Source organism: Vibrio sp. TRT 21S02, from assembly GCF_050113675.1.
Taxonomy (GTDB): Bacteria; Pseudomonadota; Gammaproteobacteria; order Enterobacterales; family Vibrionaceae; genus Vibrio.
The window spans coordinates 331,106-357,403 of the sequence record NZ_JBNJOI010000004.1 but is presented as its reverse complement, the minus strand read 5'-3'; the positions used below and the strand labels follow the sequence as shown (position 1 = coordinate 357,403).

26 protein-coding genes, 1 riboswitch and 1 other annotated feature are annotated in these 26,298 nt (G+C 42.1%); of the genes, 16 read left to right on the top strand and 10 right to left on the bottom strand.

What is annotated here, in order from left to right; translation table 11 throughout:
• Nucleotides 1–100: 100 nt before the first annotated feature.
• The 3 genes from ACQEXU_RS07665 to ACQEXU_RS07655 form a co-directional block, all read right to left on the bottom strand.
• Nucleotides 101–613, bottom strand: coding sequence for a hypothetical protein (locus ACQEXU_RS07665; RefSeq protein WP_427010317.1), 513 nt, complete (start codon nucleotides 611–613; stop codon nucleotides 101–103).
• Nucleotides 614–696: 83 nt separating this feature from the next.
• Nucleotides 697–1,602, bottom strand: a complete 906-nt coding sequence (locus ACQEXU_RS07660; protein WP_427010316.1) for a lysine exporter LysO family protein — start codon at nucleotides 1,600–1,602, stop codon at nucleotides 697–699.
• A 20-nt stretch (nucleotides 1,603–1,622) separates the two neighbouring features.
• Nucleotides 1,623–2,543 carry an HDOD domain-containing protein gene (locus ACQEXU_RS07655; RefSeq protein ID WP_427010315.1) on the bottom strand — a complete coding sequence of 307 codons (921 nt, stop codon included), beginning with the start codon at nucleotides 2,541–2,543 and terminating at the stop codon, nucleotides 1,623–1,625.
• A 365-nt stretch (nucleotides 2,544–2,908) separates the two neighbouring features.
• Here ACQEXU_RS07655 and ACQEXU_RS07650 point away from each other — a divergent pair, with 365 nt between their 5' ends.
• The gene (locus tag ACQEXU_RS07650) at nucleotides 2,909–3,496 is read left to right on the top strand and encodes a TfoX/Sxy family DNA transformation protein (protein ID WP_367988722.1); all 588 of its coding nucleotides are present in this window, start codon (nucleotides 2,909–2,911) and stop codon (nucleotides 3,494–3,496) included.
• Nucleotides 3,497–3,590: 94 nt separating this feature from the next.
• On the opposite strand, the gene ACQEXU_RS07645 is transcribed toward ACQEXU_RS07650, so the two are convergent.
• From ACQEXU_RS07645 to ACQEXU_RS07635, 3 genes are all read right to left on the bottom strand, one after another.
• Nucleotides 3,591–4,139, bottom strand: a complete 549-nt coding sequence (locus tag ACQEXU_RS07645; RefSeq protein ID WP_367988723.1) for a hypothetical protein — start codon at nucleotides 4,137–4,139, stop codon at nucleotides 3,591–3,593.
• A gap of 181 nt (nucleotides 4,140–4,320) precedes the next feature.
• Nucleotides 4,321–4,818: a response regulator gene (locus ACQEXU_RS07640; RefSeq protein ID WP_427010314.1), complete on the bottom strand. Its 498-nt coding sequence runs from the start codon at nucleotides 4,816–4,818 to the stop codon at nucleotides 4,321–4,323.
• 10 nt (nucleotides 4,819–4,828) lie between these two features.
• Nucleotides 4,829–6,775, bottom strand: coding sequence for an ATP-binding protein (locus ACQEXU_RS07635; RefSeq protein WP_427010313.1), 1,947 nt, complete (start codon nucleotides 6,773–6,775; stop codon nucleotides 4,829–4,831).
• Between the two features lie 173 nt (nucleotides 6,776–6,948).
• On the opposite strand from ACQEXU_RS07635, the gene ACQEXU_RS07630 reads away from it, so the two are divergent.
• The 10 genes from ACQEXU_RS07630 (at nucleotide 6,949) to ACQEXU_RS07585 (ending at nucleotide 15,647) form a co-directional block, all read left to right on the top strand.
• A complete protein-coding gene (locus tag ACQEXU_RS07630) occupies nucleotides 6,949–8,214 on the top strand; it encodes a DUF945 family protein (RefSeq protein WP_367988726.1) in 1,266 nt (421 codons plus the stop codon).
• Between the two features lie 124 nt (nucleotides 8,215–8,338).
• Entirely contained in the window at nucleotides 8,339–9,421 is a 1,083-nt protein-coding gene (serC, locus tag ACQEXU_RS07625) for a 3-phosphoserine/phosphohydroxythreonine transaminase (protein WP_427010312.1), read from the top strand.
• A gap of 180 nt (nucleotides 9,422–9,601) precedes the next feature.
• A complete protein-coding gene (locus tag ACQEXU_RS07620; RefSeq protein WP_427010311.1) occupies nucleotides 9,602–10,021 on the top strand; it encodes a nuclear transport factor 2 family protein in 420 nt (139 codons plus the stop codon).
• Nucleotides 10,018–10,743, top strand: coding sequence for an SDR family NAD(P)-dependent oxidoreductase (locus tag ACQEXU_RS07615; protein ID WP_427010310.1), 726 nt, complete (start codon nucleotides 10,018–10,020; stop codon nucleotides 10,741–10,743). Before ACQEXU_RS07620 ends, ACQEXU_RS07615 begins: the two co-directional genes overlap by 4 nt.
• 13 nt (nucleotides 10,744–10,756) lie before the next feature.
• Complete coding sequence (locus ACQEXU_RS07610) at nucleotides 10,757–12,037, top strand: NAD(P)/FAD-dependent oxidoreductase (protein WP_427010309.1); 1,281 nt, start codon at nucleotides 10,757–10,759, stop codon at nucleotides 12,035–12,037.
• A 1-nt stretch (nucleotide 12,038) separates the two neighbouring features.
• Entirely contained in the window at nucleotides 12,039–12,809 is a 771-nt protein-coding gene (locus tag ACQEXU_RS07605) for a DUF1365 domain-containing protein (protein ID WP_427010339.1), read from the top strand.
• Nucleotides 12,809–14,056 carry a class I SAM-dependent methyltransferase gene (locus ACQEXU_RS07600; protein WP_427010308.1) on the top strand — a complete coding sequence of 416 codons (1,248 nt, stop codon included), beginning with the start codon at nucleotides 12,809–12,811 and terminating at the stop codon, nucleotides 14,054–14,056. Before ACQEXU_RS07605 ends, ACQEXU_RS07600 begins: the two co-directional genes overlap by 1 nt.
• 31 nt (nucleotides 14,057–14,087) lie before the next feature.
• Nucleotides 14,088–14,633, top strand: coding sequence for a DUF2878 domain-containing protein (locus ACQEXU_RS07595; RefSeq protein ID WP_427010307.1), 546 nt, complete (start codon nucleotides 14,088–14,090; stop codon nucleotides 14,631–14,633).
• Nucleotides 14,563–15,123: a chalcone isomerase family protein gene (locus tag ACQEXU_RS07590; RefSeq protein ID WP_427010306.1), complete on the top strand. Its 561-nt coding sequence runs from the start codon at nucleotides 14,563–14,565 to the stop codon at nucleotides 15,121–15,123. The genes ACQEXU_RS07595 and ACQEXU_RS07590 overlap by 71 nt, the downstream gene beginning before the upstream one ends.
• Nucleotides 15,120–15,647: a DUF3833 domain-containing protein gene (locus tag ACQEXU_RS07585; RefSeq protein ID WP_427010305.1), complete on the top strand. Its 528-nt coding sequence runs from the start codon at nucleotides 15,120–15,122 to the stop codon at nucleotides 15,645–15,647. Before ACQEXU_RS07590 ends, ACQEXU_RS07585 begins: the two co-directional genes overlap by 4 nt.
• 72 nt (nucleotides 15,648–15,719) lie before the next feature.
• Here the strand turns inward: ACQEXU_RS07585 and purB are convergent, their stop codons facing one another.
• The 3 genes from purB to mnmA all read right to left on the bottom strand — a co-directional run bounded on the left by purB (nucleotide 15,720) and on the right by mnmA (nucleotide 19,019).
• Nucleotides 15,720–17,090: an adenylosuccinate lyase gene (gene purB, locus ACQEXU_RS07580; protein ID WP_367988735.1), complete on the bottom strand. Its 1,371-nt coding sequence runs from the start codon at nucleotides 17,088–17,090 to the stop codon at nucleotides 15,720–15,722.
• A 149-nt stretch (nucleotides 17,091–17,239) separates the two neighbouring features.
• A complete protein-coding gene (hflD, locus tag ACQEXU_RS07575; RefSeq protein WP_427010304.1) occupies nucleotides 17,240–17,860 on the bottom strand; it encodes a high frequency lysogenization protein HflD in 621 nt (206 codons plus the stop codon).
• A gap of 37 nt (nucleotides 17,861–17,897) precedes the next feature.
• A complete protein-coding gene (gene mnmA / locus ACQEXU_RS07570) occupies nucleotides 17,898–19,019 on the bottom strand; it encodes a tRNA 2-thiouridine(34) synthase MnmA (protein WP_427010303.1) in 1,122 nt (373 codons plus the stop codon).
• A gap of 194 nt (nucleotides 19,020–19,213) precedes the next feature.
• On the opposite strand from mnmA, the gene ACQEXU_RS07565 reads away from it, so the two are divergent.
• Together ACQEXU_RS07565 and ACQEXU_RS07560 are read left to right on the top strand one after the other, a co-directional pair.
• The gene (locus tag ACQEXU_RS07565) at nucleotides 19,214–19,483 is read left to right on the top strand and encodes a hypothetical protein (protein WP_427010302.1); all 270 of its coding nucleotides are present in this window, start codon (nucleotides 19,214–19,216) and stop codon (nucleotides 19,481–19,483) included.
• Nucleotides 19,484–19,587: 104 nt separating this feature from the next.
• Nucleotides 19,588–20,892, top strand: coding sequence for an inosine/guanosine kinase (locus ACQEXU_RS07560; RefSeq protein WP_367988739.1), 1,305 nt, complete (start codon nucleotides 19,588–19,590; stop codon nucleotides 20,890–20,892).
• 64 nt (nucleotides 20,893–20,956) lie between these two features.
• Here ACQEXU_RS07560 and ACQEXU_RS07555 read toward each other — a convergent pair whose 3' ends face one another.
• A complete protein-coding gene (locus tag ACQEXU_RS07555; protein ID WP_367988740.1) occupies nucleotides 20,957–21,370 on the bottom strand; it encodes an H-NS family nucleoid-associated regulatory protein in 414 nt (137 codons plus the stop codon).
• Between the two features lie 462 nt (nucleotides 21,371–21,832).
• Nucleotides 21,833–22,015: riboswitch (Lysine riboswitch) on the top strand.
• A 115-nt stretch (nucleotides 22,016–22,130) separates the two neighbouring features.
• On the opposite strand from ACQEXU_RS07555, the gene ACQEXU_RS07550 reads away from it, so the two are divergent.
• The 3 genes from ACQEXU_RS07550 (at nucleotide 22,131) to hisD (ending at nucleotide 26,292) form a co-directional block, all read left to right on the top strand.
• Nucleotides 22,131–23,729: a Na+/H+ antiporter NhaC family protein gene (locus tag ACQEXU_RS07550; protein WP_427010301.1), complete on the top strand. Its 1,599-nt coding sequence runs from the start codon at nucleotides 22,131–22,133 to the stop codon at nucleotides 23,727–23,729.
• A 184-nt stretch (nucleotides 23,730–23,913) separates the two neighbouring features.
• Nucleotides 23,914–24,049: a sequence feature (His leader region), on the top strand.
• Nucleotides 24,050–24,097: 48 nt separating this feature from the next.
• On the top strand, nucleotides 24,098–24,994 hold the full coding sequence (hisG, locus tag ACQEXU_RS07545) for an ATP phosphoribosyltransferase (RefSeq protein ID WP_427010300.1): 897 nt from the start codon (nucleotides 24,098–24,100) through the stop codon (nucleotides 24,992–24,994).
• Nucleotides 24,995–24,999: 5 nt separating this feature from the next.
• The gene (hisD, locus tag ACQEXU_RS07540) at nucleotides 25,000–26,292 is read left to right on the top strand and encodes a histidinol dehydrogenase (RefSeq protein WP_427010299.1); all 1,293 of its coding nucleotides are present in this window, start codon (nucleotides 25,000–25,002) and stop codon (nucleotides 26,290–26,292) included.
• The last annotated feature ends 6 nt before the right edge of the window (nucleotides 26,293–26,298 follow it).

The following is a 26,298-nucleotide window of genomic DNA, read 5'->3' as shown; positions in this document are numbered from 1 at the left end:
TTGCTCTAATTGAATTGTTTTTCTTGCAGGCGGGACAATCTAAACGAAAACGGGACTAATGTCCCGTCTTAAATGTTACATCTCGCGATAGAAATCTTAGTTAAGGGCAGGAAATCTGCTCAAGCTGCTTAATTGCACCATTATAGCGGGTTAAAGCTTGGTCAATTTGAGTCGGGTGGCTCAATAGATCAGCGAATGCCGAGCGAAGCTCGTAGTTCTGATTGTGAGGCTTAGCTTGGCGATCGTTAAAGGTCTTCTGAGCGATAGTACCAAGCTCATCACTGCGTGAGGCAAGAACTTTTACGTCATGCTGTTCGAGCTTTAGCCATGCCTCGACAGGTTGTGCTGTCGCAACTTTTGAAGGGTCATTTTGTAGAAAGTATTTAACGGCTGCTCGATTGAGCTCGAAGTGGTTTTTTCTACCTTGCAAAAACCATTGGCTCACTTCTGCAAGATCTGGGTATTGCTGTACGGTTAACGTTGTCAGATCTTCATACCAATGCAAGGAAGCGTCAATGTAAGCATCGTATTTCTTGGATAAACAAGCATTATCTGCTGCAAAAGACATCGTTGATGCTGTAGTTAGTAACAGCGCAACAATAGTGCGTTTCATAATCAATCCTTTTGAAGTTACTTCGATATCATTATTATATTTTCGCAAACATCATAGAGAATATGTGCGAACTTTCCTGCGATCTAGCCTACAAGTGATACAAAGAATAGCATTAAAACAGGCACTAATAAGCTGAGAATAAACCCACTAACAATGGCAACAGGCACGCACCGTACCCCACCTGTTGTTTGGATGACGGGCAAAGTAAAATCCATTGCGGTTGCACCAGCATAGCCTATAGACGTGCACGGACGGCTGCGGATAAACAAGGGGATAAGTACTAAGGACACTAATTCTCTAAGCAGCTCTATCATGAATGAAGCGCCACCATAAACGGGGCCAAAGGCGTCACCCATCAAGATTCCCGCGAGGGAATACCAACCGAAACCAGACGCCATCGCTAACCCTTTATATGGGTTGATACCTAATACAAAGGCAGAGAGAAGGCCTCCAATCATTGAGCTGATGATCACAGTCAGGGCGATGATCATTCCATGTTTGTTGAGCAGAATTTGTTTTAGCGTCAGGCCACTGTTTCTCAACTGAATACCGATAAAAAACAGCAAGGCAAATAAGATCCACTCGCTAGCAGTATCAACCCAGCCTAAATCGATGGAAAGCATCAGCCCGACAACTAAGCCGCCACCGACGACAAAAATGAGCTTTAGAGACTCTAATGCCATGCTCGATAGTGGCAGTTTGCTGTGCTTTGTATCGGTGTCTATCGGCATGAATTTGTCGATGAGAGGAAGTGTTGCTAAGTTGCATAAGCCAATGCAAGCAAAGAACACACCGGTATATTTCAGAATAAGCTGTAAATTCTGTCCAAGGTTATCCAGTGCGGCCAAGCTGAGGCCCATTAACGCCAATATGACGTAGATAAGATTCGATGTGATCTTATTAATGGATTCTAAGCGAGAGGGGTTAGAGACAGAAATTAAATACCCCGCAACAAGCGGGGCAAATATAAACAGCATTCCTGAGAACATGGCACTTCCTGTTAGCGTTATTAAAGGCCGCTAGCGTTAATAACTTCATCAATCTGAGTTTTGAACTCAATATCACTCAAATTGCTGAGTTTGTACAGAATATCTGCACCGGTAATGTCAAATTCAACAGTATGTTCATCGATACTCTCATCTTTACGACGGAACATCAGAATGTGGTTAGCCATACGTGCAATATCAAGGTATTTCACGTCATAAGCAGAAATAGACGAAGATTCATTAGTTGCAACTTCAATAAAATCATTATCGAAGCCCCAACTGGTCAATACCATTTTACTGGCGATAGAACATTGGTTATTAAAGATCTGTAGTGCGATATCTTGATCGAGATAATTACCGCGCTCTAAGTAGAGGTAATATTCACTGACAATGCAGAACAAGCCAATATCAGCTAATAAACCAGTGAGAAGCGCTTTATCTGTTTCGATATTGCGATATTCACTGCTATTACTTTCTTTAAAACCTTTGGCAACCATCACCATAGTGGCGGCAAGCTCGCGAGAATTCGCGGCACTCTCAAGCAGAATTTGATTGCACTCTTTGCTCATATTTACTGAATGCTTTAGCTGCTCAATCGCTTGAGCGGTGACAATATCTCGAACACGCAAGATTCCAAGTCGAGAGACTGCAGTGACTAAGTCAGTGCAAGTGATGTTTCGGCGATTAAAAATGACAGAGTTTGCAACACGGATAACAATGGCGGCTAAACCGGGATCTTCTAGAAGACAATCGGCGACATCACTGACAGAAGTCATCTCTTGAGTGCATAGCTTTTGAATACGTAATACGACTTCTGGAATAGGAGGAAGGGAAATTTTTCCAGTACTAATGGACTGCTCAATAAGTTGAGCAAATTCGGTTTCGATTCCCTTGATCAACAGCTCGTTGTTCTCAGGGAGCCAGTAAAAAGATAAATGATTCATAAAAGAGTTTTTAGATGACGTTACATATACAGTGTAACTTTTCTACGAGGAGATAGGCAAATAAGTTGTAACGAACAATTGATGTCTATCGAAAGAATTTCCTAATGACGAGTGCTGTTTTTTTGACGATAACTATCAAAAAAACTCGCCACGTGATATCTGTCACTAATTGATATGAATTTAGTTTAATTGATGTGAGCTGTGCACAGACTTATTTTTCAACGTTAACTATCATTTATGGTATTCGATATTGGCACAACACAATACAAATAAACTTACAGTTGGCCAAACAGTTTACTTTTTCGCTTTAAAGCTGCTTCTATCTGGTGATCAAAAATAATCGGGGTTATAGATTAAAAGGATCAATGGATATGACAGAGCAATCGTTCATGCAGTACGTTAGCAAATTTGGTACTTTCCAAAAACGCTCTATGTTCGGTGGTACCGGCTTGTTTCAGGAAGAAGCAATGTTTGCACTTATCAGTGCGGATAAGATTTTTATTCGAGGTGGTGATGAGTTAGACCCTCAGCTAATTGAGCTCGGTTGTCAGAAGTATCGTCATGTTAAAAAACAGACGACGGCAACTGTAAACTATTATGAAGTGACAGAGCTATTTACAGAGAGAAGTGAGCAGCTTGACCATATTGTAAAACAGTCAATTGAATACTCAGTTTCTCAACGTAAATTCAAAAAATCATCGGCTAACCGTCGTTTACGAGATTTGCCTAATATGCAGCTTACATTAGAGCGAATGGTAAAAAAGGCGGGCATTGAAGATGTTGAAACATTTATGGAGTTAGGTGCGGCTGAAGTCTTCAGTAAAGTACGTCAGACATATGGCAGTGATGTTGATGTGAAATTGCTATGGAAATTCGCTGGTGCGATAGAAGGCATTCATTGGAAATTGCTCCAAGAGCCACGTAAGCGTCAGCTATTATCGAACTGTCAGTAAACCGTATTCTAAATATAGAAAACCGAGACATTTGTCTCGGTTTTTTGTTTATTTATGTCCAAGAGCTTTAAGCTTGCTTGGACATAATAACGAATTAGAACTTGAAGCGAGTGGTAAACATGATCTGGTCGCCATAGAAATCATTGATACGAGCTTCTGCGCCGAGAGAGAAAAGTTCTGTAGAGTGGAAGCGAGCGTATGCACCACCAATCCAGTCATCATTATCATCAATCGACACGTAACCAAGCTTACCACCAACTTCTAGTTGAGGACCTAGCCATTGGCGAACACCTAAGTTCAGCTCCATACCGGTATCAGTGCCTTTATCTGCGCCGTCATCGACTAAACGGAAAAGCATTTCACCCGTAAAGTCTGCCCAGTTATTAATTGGAGCGTGGAAACCGAAGCCTGCTGCTGCATCATAATCGCCTTCAAACTCAGAATCGACACGGCCAATAACGTGAGCATTCGGGTGGATGGACTTACTCATTGCTGCACCGAAAGTAACTGGACTGGCACCAATGCGAGCCTCAAGATAATCGTAACTGAAGTTACTCATTACCGATGGGCTATTAGGATCAGTGTTTGCGAAAGAGTGGCCAGATGCAAGCACAAGCGCTGTTGCTAAGATTGTTTTACGCATACGAACGATAAACCTATTTAAAATTGTTAGTTTCCTTGGTCTTTAGCGACGACTCGCCACGACGTTATGTTTACGACATGATAATGCATCCAGACGGGTAGTCACCAAATAAATGTCATTGTTTTGTCGCTACTTCATAAAATAAGCAATCTGTGTGCCAAATCAATATGCTATCTGGTTATTATTCTCCGAAATTGATCCGGTTATCTGCGATTGCGTTAAAGATTTTTTCTGTATCGAGAACTTGGGCCCATTGCATGAGATCCGGGTCATTGTTAATGACGTATTGTGTTAGCTGTGCTTTTACGGTGTCTCTTAAGTCGTCTCCTCGCCAAGGTTTGGCAATGTAAAAATCAAGACAGGAGTGATTGACTGCTTCTACGGTGTCTTCTAATCCTGCTTGGCCAGTGAGCAGCAGTTTTCTGGTTGCTTGGGTGGCATCGTCTTGGTTCAGCTCGATCAGAAAGCTGATTCCAGTTTGCTCTGGCATGATGTGATCGCAGAGAATTAGTGCGAGCGGTGTCTCTTCATTTTTATATTCTTCAATGATTTCCTTAGCTTCAGAGACTGACTCCGCAGCTTCGATGGAAAAATGCGCTTCAAACTCATCGAGATCTTGAATCACGCTGTCTAAGACTTCACGTTCATCGTCGACACATAAGATTAGGTATTTACTCATGGATGACTCCTTATGGTGTTGTGGACGAGGTATCCTTTTGAATAGGCAACCACACGCTCATTTTGGTAAAGTGGTTTTGTTCTGACTCCACGACTATTCTTCCTCCATGTTGGGCGACGATTTGCTGGCATACTGACAATCCTATTCCCAAGCCGAAATTCCCTTCTTTTTTCGTCGTGAAGTTAAGGGTGAATATCTGTTCAACCAGTTGTGGTGGTATTCCGCAGCCATTGTCTTCAAAGCTGACCACTGCCCAATCTTGGTGTTGGGCATACTCTAAACGTGTTTGCAGCCGAAGTTTTCCTTTGCTAGGAAATGCGTCAATCGCATTAGAAATCAGGTTGGTCCAAACTTGTTGCAAAGCAATCGGTAAACAATAGATGTGCGGTAATTGACAATACTCTTTTTCAACGTGATGGAACTTGAGCCGGTTTTCAAAGATCATCAAGGTATCTTCGATGCCTTCGTGAATATCTACCGAATGGAAGGTTTCATCATCTGGTCGCGCGTAACCCTTGAGACTTTTGACCATATCAGCGATGCGTTGGGCGCAAACATGGATAGAGCGGAGTGTACTGCCAGTTAAATGGTAGTGTTCAAGCATGTTTAGTTCTTTAAGGGTTTCTGATGGTGATGCTTGTACTTTGCTTTTTAAGTGTGCATCCAGCTCTAACCCTAACTTTACGATCTTTTTAGCAAGGCGCCGGTCACCTAACTCAGCTTCGAGCTGCTTGGCCATTTGCCGTTCTTGAGAGGTCGATATTGGCTTTGCAGTAAGCGCATTGGCCAACAGTTCTGCACCTTTGTTACTAATGGCTTGATGTTCAGGTGAAGTCACAATGTTGGCAATGTTTGCTTTTAAGGTGTCTGTTCCTCTTAATATCGCTGCGACAGGGTTATTCAGTTCATGAGCGACACCAGCAACCAATTGTCCTAGCATCGCCATCTTTTCTCTTTCGATAAGCTGCTGATGGGCCGACTCTAAAGACTCTAAAGTTTTTTGCAGTTCTAATTTGGTATGAATACTTCTCTGTAAACGACGATTGAAGTGACGGAGTAACAGGTTGGTAAATAATGGCAATAAGCTGGTGTTGGAGTGCATGACTTTAGCAAACACCTCACGATCCAATTTGATAACCTCAGTTCTTGTCAACGTAATGGCTGTTGAGAATGATAGTTCTCCTGTTACGAAAGACATGCCACCAACAATATTTCCTTTGTTATGTCGAACCACTTCGCGCTGCATACCAAGGTCATCTTTTTTATATAAGGCCACTTCGCCATCGGTAATGAACCATAGAAAGCGGTTTTCTTCTCCTTCTTTTGTTAGAAGGTGTTCGGCTGAATATGTCCGGCATGCCCGGGTGTCATCGTTTGAAGCAAAAAAGTCGTGAAGTGCCTGAATGACTTGCTGTGCCAGTTCGTCATCACTGAGTCGGTGGTGGTCACTGATGAATCCTTCGCGATAGCTGCGCATCTTAAGATCAATATGGGCTCGAAGGAGGCGTTGTTGTTCTAATACTTGGCTGTAGGAAAGCGAATTTTCTACATCATTTTCTAAAACATAGGTAGTGAGCTCTTTTAAAGCTGTTTGATACACCAGCTTGTCTTGTAAAGGTTTGGTTAGGCAGTGATCAAGGCGACCTTCATTGACCGCAGTCACGATGGCTTGGATATCTTGTCCACAGCTGATGAGGATTTTACGAGCGCCCTGAGTATGCTTTAGCTTGTCGAGTTGAATTAAAAAATCGGCGCCATTGAAATCATCTTGATGGCTTGCGATGACGAGTGCCACGGTTTGTCCGTTATCTTGGCAATAATCAAGGGCAGTGTGTGCCTCTTCAAGTGAGCTTGCAGTATGAAGATCGAATTTTGTAGTGAAGTGGCTAAGCTCATGACGCAGTTGTTCTGCGCTGGTGGGGTTATTGTCTAAGCAGAGGATTGCAAATTGATTCACTTAATCGCCATAAAGTGACTGAAAGACTGATTTCACTGTAGCAATCTTTGCCTTTAGGTGTTGAGAGCTAGGTTCTATTATTTCTGCAGATTTGTACTTAAGGCCAATAGTCTGATTTATCTCAATGTTTTTTGGTGTAGACTGATTGAAACGATCAACAAAGAAAATAGACCATGCATCAGCTTAAAAAAATCGGCGCTATAGGTGGCGCAATCTCATTAGCACTATGTTGGCCTCTTGCGGTAGGGCAAATTGGTCAGAATGTTATTACCGATGGCATCAATAATTTCGATAACGCTTCCGTAAAAGCAGAAATTGTCAGCTACGACCGTGGCTACTTATCGTCCGTTGTTAAAACGCGCTACACCTTAACCGATGAAGCGTTGGCGGAGCAGCTTCAGGCCGACGGCTTGCCAACCGACTGGATTGTACTCAGTAATATTGATCATGGGTTATTAAGCTTGAGTGCCGTTTCTGTTTTAGAAAATGTGCCTCAGTTACCGCTGACTTTGAATACGGTAACGCAATTAAATGGAAATACCGACTTCTCGCTAGAGCTGGCCGCTTGGCATCAGGAGTTTTCTGGTGAGGATGGTGCGGCTATTTCCATTGCACCGTCAAACTTAACTGGACATGCGACCGTTTTAGGCAATGTGAATTATCAGTTAGATATTCCTTCGATAGAGATTGATTTTAACTCTGGTGAAAAATTGATCATGACGAGTTTAACTGGTCAAGGTGATGGAAAACAGCTCAATGGATATTGGCTGGGTGATCAAGTTGCCAAATTGGATAGTATTCGCCTTACTGAGGGTGAATCGACAACACTTCTCGACATTAACCAAGCCCAATATGAGTTCAACTCAGCGCTAGATGATATGACGAGCCGTTTAGATAGCCATCATGTATTTACCATCAATAATGCAACAATGGACGAAGACACTTTGTCTAATTTCAAAGTGGATGTTTCGCTTGGTGATATTGATAGTGAATCATTCAGTCAATTACTTTCCTTATATCAAAATAATCCTCAGTTGACTGAAACAGAGATTCAGAAAGCGATTCCTTATGTTGAAACGTTATTCTCTAAAGGTTTTAACCTGACGATGAATAAGATGGCTTTAACGCTTGGTAAAGGGGAATTTGAGTCTGCATGGAATGTTACGATTCCTGAAGGTACCGATAATGTGGCTGCCGATCCAACAAAAATTTTGCCAGCTCTGACTGGTAAATTGGATACCTATTTTTCTGATGAGCTTGTTGAAGAGTATCCATTTATCAAACAAGGTATCGATGAAGCTGTGATCATGGAGTTTGTTCAGGATACCGATACTGGTTACAAGATTAATGCGGACTTAAAAGATGGTAAGTTAGTTTTTGCTAATGGACAGCAAGTGCCTTTGTTTGCTCTTCTCATGCCCTTGATGTTGCAACCATAGTGAAAATTATTCATGTTTAGGAAAGAAAAGAGGTCTTAAGACCTCTTTTCTTGCTTTTTATCCGCGAAAAAACGTGTTATTAATCGTGTGGTTCTTAATTAAAGCATGAGCAAGGAAAGACAGAATGGACAATGTATATAACTTTAGTGCTGGCCCAGCAGGTCTGCCTAAAGCAGTGATGGAAAAAGCGCAAGCTGAGTTCGTAAACTGGAATGAGCTGGGCACGTCCGTCATGGAAATCAGTCACCGTAGTAAAGAGTTTATTAAAGTGGCTGAAGAGGCAGAGCAAGACTTACGTGATCTGCTGAACATTCCGAGTAATTACAAAGTACTGTTCTGTCAGGGAGGCGCTCGCGCTCAGTTTGCGGCGGTGCCATTAAACTTGCTTGGTGAAGCAAAGAAAGCGACTTACATTGATGCTGGTTATTGGGCCGAAAGTGCAATTAAAGAAGCGCAAAAATACTGTGAAGTGGATGCTTTTCTCGCAAAGTCAGAGAAAGATGGCAAAACGGCAGTATTAGAAGCTTCCAAGTGGCAGATCGATTCAGAATCTGCGTATGTTCATTTCTGTCCAAATGAAACCATTGATGGTATTGAAATTTCTGACTTGCCAGTGACGGATAAACCGATTGTAGCGGATATGTCTTCAAACATTCTGTCTAAACAGATAGATGTATCTAAATATGGCGTAATATATGCGGGCGCCCAAAAGAATATCGGTCCTGCTGGTATCTGTATTGCTATCGTTCGTGACGATTTACTCGATCTAGCGAGCGAACTGTTGCCAAGCTTCATTAACTACAAAGTGTTGGCAGAAAAAGACTCGATGTTTAATACGCCACCAACGTTTGCTTGGTATCTGTCAGGGCTAGTATTTAAGTGGCTTAAAGAGCAGGGCGGTGTCGCTGCAATGGAGCAAGTAAACCGAGAGAAAGCTGAAGTGCTTTATGGTTACATCGATCAATCCGATTTTTATCATAATGGCGTTCATCCAGAGAACCGTTCTCGTATGAACGTGCCTTTCCAGCTCGCTAAACCTGAACTTGATGGTTTGTTTTTAGAGCAAGCAAGCGCACGTGGTCTGGTGGCTTTGAAAGGGCATCGTGCTGTTGGTGGCATGCGTGCTTCCATCTACAATGCAATGCCTCTTGAAGGGGTAAAAGCGTTAGTTGAATTCATGAAAGAATTTGAAGCAAATAACGCATAGTATTCTTACTCATATGCAAAGGCTTGGTTTTTACCAAGCCTTTTTTGATCCTTCCTTATATTTCTTTCGTATCCAATAACATAAAAGCTTCAAGCTGAGGTTTGTGCGTATGGTTGCATTTGTCTACGCTTAAATCTAAGCCGATAAGCGTATGGTGTTCAGGAAGGGCGGAGAATATATATGGACATTTCAGAAGTTGGGAGACTTTACCAACAGCTAGACAAGTCGAGCTTATTTTTGCTCAAAGATATCTACCATCAAAATATTGTGTTCGAAGATGCTGCACATCGTTTAGTTGGGATTGAGCAACTAGAGCGTTACTTTCAGGGGTTATACGATAACGTTCTTCGCTGTGATTTTGATATTGATGAGCTGCAACAAGTCGGTGAGACTGGCTTCTTAACATGGACGATGCACCTCCAGCACCCGAAACTCTCCAAAGGCAAGAACATCGAAGTGAGTGGCGTAAGCCACCTAAAGTTCTCGGAAGGAAAGGTCATTTACCACAGAGACTACTTTGATCTGGGTGAGATGCTCTATGAAAATCTGCCTTTTCTTGGACGTGTCGTTAAAGGTATCAAGCAGAGGCTAGCCCAATGAGTTGTGTGTTCATTACCGGAGCCACATCAGGAATTGGCCAGCAGTTAGCGATAGATTATGCCAATGCTGGTTGGATGGTCGTGGCTTGTGGCAGAAATCAAAGTCGTTTATCTGAGTTATCACGGTTGTCCCCTGTAATACAAACGCTTTGTTTTGACATGACTGAACTAAGGGCGATTAAAGAACAAGTCGCTCAAATTCAGTGCTCTCCAGAACTTTGGATATTAAATGCTGGCGATTGTGAATATATCGATCATGGGAAGATTGATGCGGCGTTAATAAAGCGCGTGTTTGATACGAATGTTATTGGACTGGCGAATACCTTAGAGGCCATTCAACCCTATTTTAGTGCTGGCGACAGAGTGGCCATTGTCGGTTCCATCGCAAGTGAAGTTGCGCTGCCTAGAGCTGAAGCTTACGGCGCTTCAAAAGCGGCAGTAAGCTATTTGGCTCGATCGCTTGCTCTTGATTTAAAACCTTATGGAATAAAAATATCTACGATCTATCCCGGTTTTGTTAAAACGCCACTAACGGATAAGAACACCTTCCCAATGCCTTTTCTCGTCTCGCCTGAGCAAGCATCAAAATGCATCCAGCTTGGATTAGAAAAAGGGAAAGAAACGATCTACTTCCCAACTCGATTCACCAGCATGCTCCGATTTCTTGGGGCGCTACCTTATTTTTTACAGCGCAAGCTCACAGCGCAACTCACTTCCCGATAAGAAGGATACGACTATGAAAATAGCAATAATAGGAACGGGGATTTCAGGCTTAACGTGTGGCTATCATCTTCATAAACAACATGACATCACATTATATGAAGCAAATGACTATATTGGTGGCCATACCGCAACGGTGGACGTTGAATTAGAAGGGGGCATGTATTCAGTGGATACTGGCTTTATTGTTTACAACGACAAAACCTATCCTAACTTTATTAAAATGATGAACGAGATTGGTGTTTCAGGGAAAGAAACTGAAATGAGCTTCAGTGTTCGAAATGACAATCAAGGGGTCGAATATAATGGTCATACACTTCGTACCTTGTTTGCTCAAAAACGTAATCTGTTTAGCCCAACATTTTATCGATTTATCTTTGAAATATTGCGTTTTAACCGAGCTGTAAAAAGTAGCCTGTATCAAGATGAGGATGAATTAACACTGGGTGAGTTCTTAGAAAACAACGCATTTAGTGACTATTTTTGTGAGAATTATATTTTACCCATGGGTGCTGCCATTTGGTCTTCTCCAATGACCGATATTCGTGCATTTCCTTTTTCATTCTTTGCGCGCTTCTTCCTTAATCATGGTTTGCTCGATGTGGTGAATCGTCCTCAATGGTATGTGATTGAGGGAGGCTCTAAAGCATACATTCCAAAATTGACCAAAGAGTTTCGTCATAATATTCGCTTAAACAGTCCGGTTGAAAAAGTTTGGAGAGAAGGCTCAGGCGTTTGGGTCATGAGTTTGGGGAAGGCGGAATACTACGACCACGTGATTTTAGCTTGTCATAGTGATCAGGCATTGAAGTTGTTGGCTGATCCCAATATGTCAGAAACAGAGATCTTACAAGATTTAGCTTATCAAGCGAATGATGTGACTCTGCATCTTGACGAGTCAATGTTGCCCACCAGAAAAGCGGCGTGGGCTTCTTGGAATTATCACCTCTCTGGTAACCAAGGGACATTCAGTTCGCCGCCTGTTCTGACTTATAACATGAACATACTGCAGCATATTGAGTCCGAGCATACATTCTGTGTCACGCTAAATGGCGATGCTCAAATTAGCGAAGATAAGGTATTACGACGTTTTACTTATCATCATCCCGTGTTTAACTTGAAGTCTATGATCGCCCAACAAAGACGAAGCGAAATTAATGGCAAACGCAATACTTGGTTTTGTGGCGCATATTGGCACAACGGTTTTCATGAAGATGGGGTGCGTAGCGCATTAAGTGTGGTGGAAGATCTGCAGGCGTTATCAAATGCTTGCCTTGTTCATCGCGGAGCAGCATAAGATGGTGTCGCAGCTAAATAGTCATTTATTCATCGGGACGGTTAGGCACCGGCGTTTCTCGCCAGTGAAGCATAGCCTTAACTATACTTTATTCTCACCCTGTATCGATCTCGATGAGTTAGCAAAAGTACAAGAGCGAATTTGGGGGCTGGGTGACAAATGGTGGCACTGGGCTCGCATCAAACGCTCTGATTATGTCGGAAACACTGGGGATTGGAAGAGCGCAGTCCATCAGAAAATTTATGAGATCACGGGTGACGAAGTTAATGGCAAAGTGCTTGCTGTCGTTCAATTGCGCTATATGGGGATCTATTTCAGTCCGGTGAACTTCTATTATGTTTTTGATGCTCAGCAGAATTGGAAATATCTCTTAGCGGAAGTTAGCAATACGCCATGGAACGAAAGGCATTATTATGTCGTTCCAGCCAATCAGAAAAGGTGGGTACATAATAAGGCTTTTCATGTCTCACCGTTCAATCCAATCAATCAGTCTTACCTTTGGCGAATAAAACCTTTAACAAAGCAGCTTTTTATCCACCTTGAATGCCATGAAAACGACAAAGTCTTTGATGCCACCATGGTGATGAAAAAGATCCCGCTTTCTAGCCGAGCTTTGATCGCCCAGTTGATCAAAACGCCTGTCATGGCAGTAAAAATGGTAATAGGGATTTATTGGAACGCGCTAAAGCTTTGGTGCAAAGGCGCTCCTTTTTACTCACACCCCAAATATAACTCGGAACCAATAAAAAATAATAATGAGGAGAATCAGTGATGGCCAGTAGTGATGCATTGATTTTAAATAAACGTACCAGCCAATTGGACAAACTAACACGAGCGCTTTTTTTTAAGCTGATTAACCATTTAGATGCCGGTTCACTGATTATTGATGAGACATTTGAAAGTGATGAAAGTCAGCGTATTCACCGGTTTGGTTTTTCGTCTGAGGGGACTCCTACGGCCAGTATAGAAATTCACAACCCGGCGCTTTATTCGCGTGTTCTAAAAGGTGGCAGTATCGCGGCGGCTGAAGCGTATATGGACGGGTGGTGGGATAGCCCTGATCTGATTCAGGTGATTGAGTTGTTTGCACTCAATATGAAAATGCTTGATAAGTTAGAGAGCAAAACCAGTTGGATGACTCAGTTCACTGATAAATTACAGCACTGGCTAAATCGTAATACGTTGCGAAATTCGACTAAAAACATTCACGCTCACTACGATATTGGCAACGCGTTATACAAGTTATTTTTAGACAGTTCAATGTTGTACTCGGCCGCAGTTTTTAATCAACCAACAGACAGTTTAGAAGTGGCTCAAACCAATAAAATGGAACGGTTATGTCAGCAATTACAACTGTCTAAACATGATCACGTTATCGAAATTGGTACGGGTTGGGGTGCGATGGCTATTTATATGGCGAAACAATATGGATGCAAAGTAACCACAACAACGATATCGGAGGAGCAATATAACTACACGAAACAACGCATAATCGAAGAGAAGCTAGAAGATAAAATCACTTTGCTTAAAAAAGATTACCGCTTATTAGAAGGGCAGTTTGATAAGTTAGTTTCCATTGAAATGATTGAAGCGGTCGGGAAAGAGTTTCTCTCTACCTTTATTGAGAAATGCAATTCCTTGTTAAAAGCGAATGGATTGATGGCCATTCAAGCAATTACGATCGCTGACCAACGTTATGATTATTACAGTCGAAATGTAGACTTTATTCAGAAATACATCTTTCCTGGTGGCTTTCTGCCTTCTGTCTCTGTACTGACCGATGCAGCTACATCGAAGAGTGAGTTGGTTGTAAGAGACTTATTTGATATTGGACTAGACTATCAAAAAACACTCGAAGAGTGGTTATGTCGCTTTGATAAATCACTAGCAGAGGTTAGAGCGTTAGGGTTTGATAGTCGATTTATAAGAATGTGGCGCTTCTATTTTTGTTATTGCGCAGGTGGCTTTAAAGCAAGAACGATTAGCACTGTACACATGATATTCGAGAAAGTCGGCTAGCCAACAACTTAAGGTGTCAGGAGGAAACAACATGGCAAAGCTGTTTATCATTTCGACCTGGTTTCAAGTTATTTGGTTTGCTGCTGTTGTCGGTGGGGAAAACTATCAATGGCTGACCATTGCTTGTGTAGTGGCAACTTATGCTATTACATTGATGAAGCACTATATCCCTCTAGAAAAAGTTGTTTTATTGAGCTTACTCGGTATTGCTGTGGATTATGCCAATATTCAGTTCGATTTGTTGCGATTTGAAATACCAGAATTTCCATTGTGGCTGCTCGCACTATGGTTTGCCTTTTTATGGTATGCCTATTATTTAATGCCATTTTTGACCCGATATCCTGTTTTTCCCGTATCACTATTAGGAGGCTTTGCAGGGATGGCAAGTTACTTTGCCGGTAATGGTTTAGGTGCAGTGACTTTCCCAAACTCTGTAAGCAGTACGGCAATCATTTTGTTTGTTGAATGGTTTGTCATCATATTTGTGATATGTCGGGTTTATCGTTATGCAAATAGTGAAACAATGGAAAACAAGCTTCTTTGCTCTACTGATTGGAACAAACGTAGTAAGCGCTGAGGCCACTACAATAGGAAAATCGCCTGTTTGGCATGAATGGCAGGTGGTTGGGACGGCACAACTTACCGTCTTTATTTTTGACGTGTATTCTTCACAACTGCTATCTCCCAATGGAAAGTATGCAGCATCCAACGATATTTCTCCCCATCCTCTAGCGCTAGAAATACACTATCAACGTAACATTTCAAGTCAGCAACTCATTGATGCCACCGAAGAACAATGGCGAGAGTTAGGTTATCAATCTAGTCAAATAATGCCTTGGGTAAAAACGGTGGAAGGTATATTCCCAAATATAGAGCAGGGGCAAAGCCTGACGTATGTGACTGATGGAAGAGTCGGGCAATTTTTTTACGCTAACGGTGAGGTTGATTTATACCAAATTGGTCAGATTGAAGATGAGCAATTAAATGATGCTTTTCTCGCGATTTGGTTATCGCCTGAAACAGAATACCCAGAGCTACGAAAACAGTTAATAGGAGAAAATCAATGAGTTGGAAAGCTATTCTCTTATTAATTTGCTCATTTTGGTTCTCGGGGTGCTCTACAGACTTAAACGACTATAGCGACAGCACCCCCGCATTTAACTTATTTGAGTATTTTGATGGGAACACCAAAGCTTGGGGAATGGTTCAAGACTATACCCAAAAGCAAACTCGCCGTTTCGAAGTCAACATCGTTGGCTCTGTTGAGGGAAAGACACTGACGTTGGTTGAGGATTTTGTATTCGATGATGGAGAAACAGATCAACGGACATGGGTAATCACACGATTAGAAGGCGGCCGCTATCAAGGAAAGGCGGATGACATCATTGGTGTGGCGACAGGGAAGGAAATAGGTAATGCCTTGCAATGGCAATATGACTTTCAGTTGGCGGTAAATGATTCAAGCATTACGGTGTTTTTTGATGATTGGCTCTTTCGCCAAGATGACAAGCATGTGTTTAATCTAACGAAGATTAAGAAATTTGGTGTCGAAGTGGGAACCATCACGTTGTTCTTTCAGAAAATACATTGAGAACACACAGGAAAATAAAAAGGTTGGTGCTTTCACACCAACCTTTCATATCATTAATTGATAACGAAGTAATTACAGCTTATCAGTTAGCTCGATTGCTTGACCAATATAGTTCGCTGGTGTCATCTCTTTAAGGCGTGCTTTCTCGTGCTCAGGAAGCTCAAGACCGTCGATGAAGTTACGCATTGCTTCGCCATCTACACGCTTACCACGAGTCAGCTCTTTTAGCTTCTCGTATGGCTTCTCGATGCCGTAACGACGCATTACAGTTTGTACTGGCTCTGCGAGTACTTCCCAGTTCTTGTCTAGTTCAGCAAGAAGTGCTTCGCGGTTTACTTCTAGCTTGCTGATGCCTTTAAGCGTTGAAGTGTAAGCGATGATTGCGTAGCCAACACCAACACCAAGGTTACGTAGAACCGTTGAGTCAGTTAGGTCACGTTGCCAGCGAGAAACAGGCAGTTTTTGTGCTAGGTGGCCGAACACAGCGTTCGCAAGACCTAGGTTACCTTCCGAGTTTTCAAAGTCGATTGGGTTAACTTTGTGAGGCATGGTTGAAGAACCGATCTCACCAGCAATGGTTTTTTGCTTGAAGTGACCTAGCGCAATGTAACCCCAAACGTCACGGTCGAAGTCAATCAGGATAGTGTTGAAACGAGCAATAGCGTCGAACAGTTCAGCGATGTAATCGTGTGGTTCGATCTGAGTTGTGTATGGGTTCCAAGTAACGCCTAGAGACTCAGTGATGAACTCTTCAGAGAACTTGTGCCAATCTAGCTCTGGGTAAGCAGAAAGGTGTGCGTTGTAGTTACCTACTGCACCGTTGATTTTCGCAAGGATCTCAACGTTTTCGATTTGCTTGAACTGACGCTCCATACGGTACGCCACGTTTGCCATTTCTTTACCCATTGTCGATGGAGAAGCAGGTTGACCGTGTGTACGAGATAGAAGAGGAATGTCGCGGTATTCCACTGCTAGCGCTTTGATAGCATCGATTAGGTTGCGGATTTCTGGAAGAATCACGTTCTCACGCGCTTCTTTAAGCATAAGAGCGTGTGATGTGTTGTTGATGTCTTCAGAAGTACATGCGAAGTGGAAGAACTCGTTTACAGCGTGCAGTTCAGGAACGTCTGCTACTTTCTCTTTTAGAAAGTACTCAACCGCTTTAACGTCATGGTTAGTTGTACGCTCGATCTCTTTGATACGGCGTGCATCTTCTTCAGAGAAGCTTGCAGCAAGGTCGTCTAGGAATTGATTTGCTTCTGCGCTAAACGCTGGCACTTCTGCAATTTCAGCAGTAGCAGCAAGCTTTTGTAGCCAGCGGATTTCAACGATAGTGCGGTACTTTAGTAGACCGTATTCACTGAAAATTTCGCGTAACGCAATTGTCTTGCTTCCGTAACGGCCGTCTACTGGTGAAACAGCAGTCAATGCTGACAGTTCCATGATGTTCTCCTGAATTGGGTTTCTAAATTTCGTGAGCTTTATACCAATAACTGTGGCAATTGTCACGAATATTGCGCAAACGTTTGCGCGAGAGTTGTATTAGTCAAAAAAATGAGCTCGCGATAAACGCGAGCTGCTTACTTGATATCTTACTGTATTCGAGCAAGAAGGATTTGTGCTTGCTCTACCATCTTCTTGCGTCCGAAAATCAGGTGGCGACGTTTACCGCCAACTTGACGCCAAAGTACTGCGCTACGGATACCTGATAACAACAGCGCACGAACTTTGTGCTGGTTAGAGGTTTGTTGCAAAACAGATGGAGTTCCAGTGACCTGAATTCTAGGGCCTATTGGGCTGATGACATCTAGGTATACACTGGCAACATTGCTGATCATGTTCTCGTCTAAGAGGTCATAGTGTTCAAGCTGTCGCTCTAACATCTGAATTCGATCGCCAAGTTGTGACATCGCATCATTTCGTGCACTGAGTTTACGTTCGAGTGCCATCAGGCTAATAATATAGCGCGTGATTTCACTGCCAGTCGGCGTGCTATCGATTCCTTTAACCAAACATTCCAGACCGAGTTTTAAATTGGCTTCATTCCCAAATACCGCAACTGTGTTAGAAGGGTTGGTGCTTAGAATTGCATTGAGTGAAGCTTGAAACGCGTCAGAATCACAATAACCGTCTTTTGCTACTTGTTGCACTAATGCAACGGCCTGACAAATACCAGCAAAGGCAATAGTTCGGTCATAAAGTGCGTTAGCCACGTAGTGATACTCCTAATAACGATGAACTTTAATTCAATTAAATTCGTTCTTCGATGATGCCGCCACCGAGGCAAACTTCATCTTTGTAAAATACAGCTGACTGTCCCGGCGTTACCGCAACTTGTGGCTCATCAAAGATCACTTTGATGTTCTCATCATCAACAGGGATGATCGTACAAGGAATATCAGTCTGACGGTAGCGTGTTTTAACCGTGCATTTCATTGGTTCTTTAATGGCTTCACGGTTGACCCAATGTAGTTGTGATGCAACCAGCCCTTGAGACTTTAATAACGGATGATCAGCACCTTGAACGGCAATAAGCACGTTACGTTTCAGATCTTTATCTGCGACATACCATGGTTCTTCGTTACCGCCACCGCCTTTTTGTCCGCCTATGTGCAGGCCTTTTCGTTGACCTAACGTGTGGTACATCAATCCTTGGTGTTCGCCAATAACATTGCCTTCAGGTGTTTCGATTTTACCCGGCTGAGCAGGTAAATAACGAGATAAGAAGTCTGTAAATTTGCGCTCACCAATAAAACAAATACCTGTTGAGTCTTTCTTCTTCGCAGTAATTAAACCTTGCTCTTCCGCGATGCGACGCACTTCTGGTTTCTCTAGCTCTCCAACAGGGAAGAGGCTACGTGCAATTTGCTCGTGGCTTAGCGTATATAAGAAGTAGCTTTGATCTTTATTGCTATCAATACCACGCAACATTTGTGGTTTTTCATCCTGCTCTGGGAATGAACGACGCACATAGTGACCCATAGCAATATAATCGGCATCTAGCACTTCGTCTGCAAACTCAAGAAATGCTTTAAACTTGATTTCTTTGTTACAAAGAATGTCTGGGTTGGGTGTTCTGCCTGCTTTATATTCAGCTAGGAAGTATTCAAATACGTTGTCCCAGTATTCCGCAGCAAAATTTATTGTGTGCAAATGAATACCAAGTTTGTCGCAAACCACTTGTGCATCAGCAAGATCTTCAGCAGCTGTACAGTATTCTTCGTTATCATCTTCTTCCCAGTTCTTCATAAACAAGCCTTCAACTTGATAGCCTTGTTGTTTAAGAAGATAAGCGGAAACGGATGAGTCTACGCCACCAGACATACCTACAATAACTTTCTTTTGACTGTTGTCAGAACGGTTTTCGGACATTACAAAACACCACTTGATTTAACTGGGGGCAGATTCTATCAGAAAGAGTTGATTGGTGACAGATCCGAGACCGAAATCACAATTTTCTTTGATTAAAAAATAACGGCTTAGAGCCTGTGTTTGCAAGGGAGTCTAGCATCATGATAGGACTCAGGTATAACATTGGGAACAATTGTAAATATCGAGAACATGAGATGACAGAAGAAACACAACTGATCCAAGAAAATGAATTGATGCAAGTGATCGAAAATCAGCTTGAGGATAGCAACCCAATTAAAGTTAAAGAGACCTTAATGCGTTTAATGATGACTGGAACCTCGCGTGAAGATGCTATTGCGATGATGGCGTGTGCTGTTTCAATCGAGATATTTGATGTCATGAAGAATGATGGAGAGTTTAATCTTAAGCGATACACTGAGCATCTAGATATGCTGCCGGATTTAAGTTTTATGGAGGGTGAATAAAAATATCCCTTAGCAAACGTTTGCTATAATTCTCTATTATTGCCGCGCCTGTTTGTGCGCGGTAGAATCCGGCATCCTTTCATCCCTTACTCAGAATCATTGTTATGAAATTTCCTGGCCAACGTAAATCGAAGCACTACTTTCCGGTTCACGCTCGCGACCCATTAGTCAGTCAGTCGCAAGAAAGCAAAAAAATGTCTCGTACTCATATTATCGGTATTGACCAAACTTTGGTGGATATTGAAGCAAAAGTGAGTTCAGAGCTTATCGAAAAATACAATTTGAGTAAGGGACACTCTTTAGTTATTGATGATGCGACTGCAGAAGCTTTGTATAACGAGCTAAAAGATCAGCAACTCATTACCAACGAGTATGCAGGTGGTACAATAGGAAATACCCTTCATAACTATTCTGTATTAGCAGATGATCGTTCTACTTTGTTAGGCGTTATGAGCCAAGATATTAAGATTGGTAGTTATGGTTATCGTTATTTATGCAACACATCTAGCCGAATGGATTTAAATTACCTCCAAGGGGTGGAAGGTGCTATTGGTCGTTGTTTTGCATTAATAACTGAAGATGGTGAGCGAACGTTTGCGATTAGTGAAGGGCAAATGAACCAACTTCATGCGGATAATATTCCAGAGAAAATTTTCAAAACTGCATCAGCTTTAGTTTTAACGGCTTATTTGGTTCGTTGTAAAGAGGGCGATCCAATGCCTGAAGCGACAATGCGAGCAATTGAATATGCTAAAAAACATGATGTTCCTGTTGTTCTAACCCTAGGTACAAAATTTGTTATTCAGGACGACCCGGAGTTTTGGCGTGAATTTTTGCGAGATCATGTCACTGTTGTTGCCATGAATGAAGATGAAGCAGAAGCATTAACTGGAGAGTCTGACCCTCTTGCTGCGTCAGATAAAGCACTAGACTGGGTTGACCTGGTTCTATGTACTGCTGGTCCAGTTGGTTTATTTATGGCAGGTTATACAGAAGATTCAGCAAAACGTGAGACATCGCTGCCATTATTGCCAGGGTGTATCGCTGAATTTAACCGTTATGAATTCAGCAGACCTGCATCAAAAGCAAGTTGTGAAACGCCTATTAAGATCTATTCGCATATTTCTCCTTATATGGGTGGCCCAGAAAAGATAAAAAATACAAATGGAGCAGGGGATGCGGCATTATCCGCACTGTTGCATGATATGGCTGCAAATAAATATCATAAAGAGAACGTTCCCAATTCAAGTAAACATACATACTCATTTCTAACTTATTCATCATTTTCACAAGTTTGTAAATATTCAAACCGTGCTAGCTATGAAGTGTTAGTTCAGCATTCACCAAGATTATCGCGTGGTCTGCCAGAACGTGAAGATAGTCTCGAAGAGGCATATTGGGAAAGATAAAAATAAAACCCGCCGAAAGGCGGGTTTTATTTTATAACTGGTTTAGCGCAGGGACTAATTCTTATTAGATGAGGAAATCATCTAGAGATTTGCCAGCGTCTAATTGTTCTTGGATTGCTGAAGGTGTACGGCCTTGACCTGTCCAAGTTTTCTCTTCGCCATTAGTATCAGTGTATTTGTACTTTGCTGGACGAGGAGCGCGTTTTGACTTAGCTTTACCTTTTGCTTTGTTTTCACCAGAAAGAGCAGAAATTAAAGCTTCAACATCAATACCATCACTTGTAATTTGTTCTGCAATAGCTGCTAATTTAGCTTCCTGTGCTTCACGTTCCGCACGTTCTTCTTCATAAGCATCTTTGCGTTCTTGAACAACAGTAGTTAATTTGTCCAATGCTTCTTCTAATTGCTCTAAGGTCAGTTCACGAGCAAAAGCACGCAAGCTGCGAATATTCAATAATGTTTTGGTTAATTCCGACATGTTCATTCCTATAAAATAAAATGGAGTCGATAGTTAAATAGTAAACCTGAGTTACAATTAATACAATATTATATTAGCTATTTTATTCAAATATTACTTACAAATCTGATGAAAAATAAGAACTGTGTCGTCATTTAATTTATTCTTTAGCTTTTATTAATAAGTATTGATTTCTGTATTAGATATAGAAAAGTCAATATTCATTTAGAATGAATGTATCATTTGTTTCATATTGTATATTGCTTTCCATCAATAATAATTAAAGATAGACGAAGTTTTATAACATTGATTGCATAGTTAAACTAACCTAAACAATCATTGTCATATTGTGAACTTCCGCATGTAAATAAAAATCGAAATGTTGTATTGCATTGGTGTTTCAAACAAGTACAATGGCGAACACCTAATGCTCTTTTGTGGTTAAATTGTTGTTAAAATGACTTTTCAATAGTTTAAAATAATAAGAGCGGTAGAGGTGCGAATTGAATGAGTAACATTTGCTAGGGTGATGCCAGTGAACAAATGTGAAGGGGCAATTCGCCGAAGTAAATAGGTAAATCAAAACCGTTTGCTGGGGTTGTTTTCGAAAGGAGCAACACTGCCATAGTCTATAATTTTGTAAAACTATGGAGCGCTACTGTAGGGTTGGGTGAAGTGTCCACTTCCCTGTCGCTAAGTTCAACATTAATTGTTTGGAAATGAGTTCCATCAATTAGTCTGCAGTAGATCTCTAACCATTTATTACTGGTTTTTGAAGATCATGAATTTAATTGATTTTGCATCATCCCCTTACTCGCTTTTGCCACCGTTAGTGGCACTTAGTCTCGCAATCATTACTCGTCGAGTTTTACTTTCACTTGGTGTGGGTATTACGCTAGGAGCTGTTCTCCTTAATGATTATTCATTTACTCATTCACTAAGTTATATTAGTTCGACCGTATCAAGTGTATTTGTTGAAGATGGCGGATTGAATACTTGGAATATGAGTATCGTCGGCTTTTTGCTATTACTTGGTATGATGACCGCATTGCTTACGTTGTCTGGCGGTACTCGTGCATTTGCTGAGTGGGCTCAGTCGCGCGTTAAAAGTAAACGTGGCTCTAAACTTCTTGCTGCCTTTTTAGGTGTATTCATTTTCGTTGACGATTACTTTAACAGCTTGGCTGTTGGTGCTATTTCCCGCCCTGTCACTGACCGTTTTTACGTTTCTCGTGCCAAACTTGCATATATCCTTGATTCAACTGCCGCACCTATGTGTGTTGTGATGCCAGCTTCAAGCTGGGGTGCATACATCATGACAATTATTGGTGGCATCCTGGTTTCACACGGTATCACTGAATACTCTGCACTAGGTGCATATTTACGTTTGGTGCCAATGAATTTCTACGCTATTTTCGCTTTGCTGATGGTGTTCGCAGTTGCATGGTTCAGCCTTGATGTCGGTAAAATGCGAGAGCATGAAATCTCTGCTTCTCAAGGTCGAGGTTTTGATCACGACTTAGAGAATGATACTCAAGAAGCGCACGATCTAAATGAAGAATTAGATATCGTGGAAAGTGAAAAGGGCAAAGTTTCCGATTTAGTTTTACCAATTGTATTCTTAATCGCAGCTACCGTTGCTTCGATGATGTACACCGGTGGACAAGCATTGGCGGCTGATGGTATCGCCTTTAATATGCTAGGTGCATTTGAAAATACAGATGTTGGTACTTCGTTGATCTATGGCGGTTTGGTTGGATTATTTGTTGCTTTATTTACAGTAGTTAAACAAGGGTTACCTGCAAAAGAAATTTCACGCACGTTATGGATTGGTGCGAAGTCTATGTTCGGCGCGATTTTGATTCTGATTTTTGCATGGACAATTGGCTCAGTAATTGGAGACATGAATACAGGTAAATACCTGTCGACCTTAGTGCAAGGTAATATCAACCCACACTGGTTACCTGTTATTTTATTCCTACTTTCTGGATTAATGGCGTTTTCGACGGGTACGTCTTGGGGAACATTTGGCATTATGTTGCCAATCGCTGGTGATATGGCTGGTGCCACAGATCTTGCGTTAATGCTTCCTATGTTAAGTGCGGTGCTTGCAGGTTCGGTATTTGGTGATCATTGTTCGCCAATTTCGGATACAACTATTTTGTCGTCAACGGGTGCTCGTTGTAACCATATCGACCACGTAGCGACTCAGCTACCCTATGCACTTTCTGTCGCATTAGTATCGTGTATCGGGTTTATTGTTTTAGGAATGACAGCTTCTGTTGGTCTTGCTTTTGCTGCTGCTTCTTTAACATTTATTGCTGTATGTGTCGTACTTTCTATGCTTTCTAAGTCTAAAATTGAAAGTGCTCATATATAGTAACGTATTGAAATTATGAATAATAAGAAGGGAGGCGTGAGCCTCCCTTCTTATTTGTATTATACAAATTGAGTTTTTTTAAAATTAATGGTTGAAAAAAGTTAACAGCTTAGTTAGTGTGGATGTTAACGAAACAAACCAAGTATTGAAGCTTAATATATATGCGCAATTTTGAAATGAATATTCATCATCACCATCACCCATCCTAGTCTTTCGGGAGATGTGCGCATATCCGGGAGACAGGAAACTCCCGGAGGCTAAATCGCTAGATTCAGATTCAGACCCTCGGGAGACCAAAGATCTCTTGAGGGTTTTTTAGTTTTAGTCATTAGAAAGTTTATAAATTTAAATTGCACAAGGAATTCGCAATGCAAACACAACGCCTAAGAATCGCAATTCAAAAGAAAGGTCGCCTAAGTAAAGAAAGCCAAGCGCTATTAAAAAAGTGTGGCGTGAAATTCAACGTAATGGGTGAGCGTCTAGTGGTTCACTCGGAGAACATGCCAATTGATTTGCTTTTGGTTCGTGATGACGACATCCCTGGCCTGATTATGGATGGCGTAGTTGACCTAGGCTTTATTGGTGAAAATGAACTGGAAGAAGTTCGTCTAGATCGTAAAGCGTTGGGTGAACCGAATGAATTTGTTCAACTTCGTCGCCTTGATTTCGGTGGCTGTCGTTTGTCTATCGCGATTGATAAAGACGAAGAGTACAACGGCCCTCAAGATCTCGCTGGCAAACGTATCGCTACGACATACCCACAACTGCTGAAAGCCTATATGGATGAAGCGGGTGTTTCATTCTCAACATGTATGCTGACAGGCTCTGTAGAAGTTGCCCCTCGGGCGGGCCTTGCTGATGCCATCGCGGACTTAGTGTCTACTGGCGCAACGCTAGAAGCCAATGGCCTTAAAGAAGCAGAAATCATCTTCAAATCAAAAGCGACACTGATTCAGCGCACTGGCGAATTTGACACTGATAAAACCGCTCTTATAGAAAAACTTCTAACTCGTATGCAAGGTGTACAGCAAGCCAAAGAGTCTAAGTACATTATGCTACACGCGCCAGCTGAGAAGCTAGACCAAATCAAAGCACTGCTTCCTGGTGCGGAAGACCCAACCGTATTGCCTCTCTCCGCTGAAAAGCAAAAAGTTGCGGTTCATTTGGTAAGTACTGAAAACCTGTTCTGGGAAACCATGGAACAGTTAAAAGAACTGGGTGCGAGCTCGATTCTAGTACTACCAATTGAAAAAATGATGGAGTAATCGCAATGAGAACAGTCGTATGGCAATCACTAAGTGAAACGCAGCAAGATTCGATTCTAGAGCGTCCTGCAATCACAGAAGGTGCGAACATCACAGCCGCAGTTTCTGAAGTAATCGCGAAAGTTCGCAAAGAAGGCGATGCTGCATTATTGGAGCTGACTGAGAAGTTTGACCGAGTGCAGCCGGAATCTATCCGTGTATCAACTCAAGAAATCGATGAAGCGTCAGCGCGTCTTTCTGAAAAAATGAAGAACGCACTGGAGCAAGCGTATGAAAACATTGCTAAGTTTCACAAAGCGCAAAAGCCACAGCTAATCAAAGTAGAAACTCAACCGGGTGTACTTTGTGAGCAGGTAACGCGCCCAATTCAAAAAGTGGGTTTGTACATTCCCGGTGGCAGTGCGCCATTACCATCGACTGTTTTAATGCTTGGTGTTCCTGCAAAAATTGCGGGTTGCCGTAAAGTGGTGCTTTGCTCTCCACCACCAATTGCTGATGAGATCCTTTATGTAGCAAAATTGTGTGGCATTGATGAAGTATACAACGTTGGCGGTGGTCAAGCCGTCGCTGCGATGGCTTACGGAACAGAAACCGTATCTAAAGTTGATAAGATCTTTGGCCCAGGCAACGCTTACGTGACAGAAGCAAAACGTCAGGTAAGTAATGATTTCCGTGGTGCAGCGATTGATATGCCAGCAGGTCCATCAGAAGTGTTAGTGATTGCCGATGAAACGGCAGACCCAGACTTCATTGCTGCAGATCTTCTAAGCCAAGCGGAGCACGGCCCTGATTCTCAAGTGGTACTTGTGACACCTTCACCTGTGATTGCGGATCAAGTGACGGACGCGGTTCAACGCCAACTTAAAGAACTGTCGCGTGCGGATATTGCCGAGCAAGCATTAGCTTCAAGCTTGATTATTATCGCCGAGTCTCTGACTCAATCGGTTTCCATCTCGAACTACTACGGTCCTGAGCACTTAATTGTTCAGACTAAGAATCCACGCGAGCTTCTGCCTCTATTAGACAACGCAGGTTCTATCTTCCTTGGTGATTGGTCGCCTGAATCTGCAGGTGATTATGCATCGGGTACTAACCACGTTCTTCCTACTTACGGTTACACACGTACTTATTCAAGCTTAGGTTTGGCGGATTTCTCTAAGCGTATGACGATTCAAGAACTGTCTGCTGATGGTCTAAAGAACCTTGCACCAACGGTGGTCACCATGGCTGAAGCGGAAGGCTTGGATGCACACAAACGTGCAGTGACGATCCGTGTAGAAAAACTAGCAGCTAAGTAAGAGGGC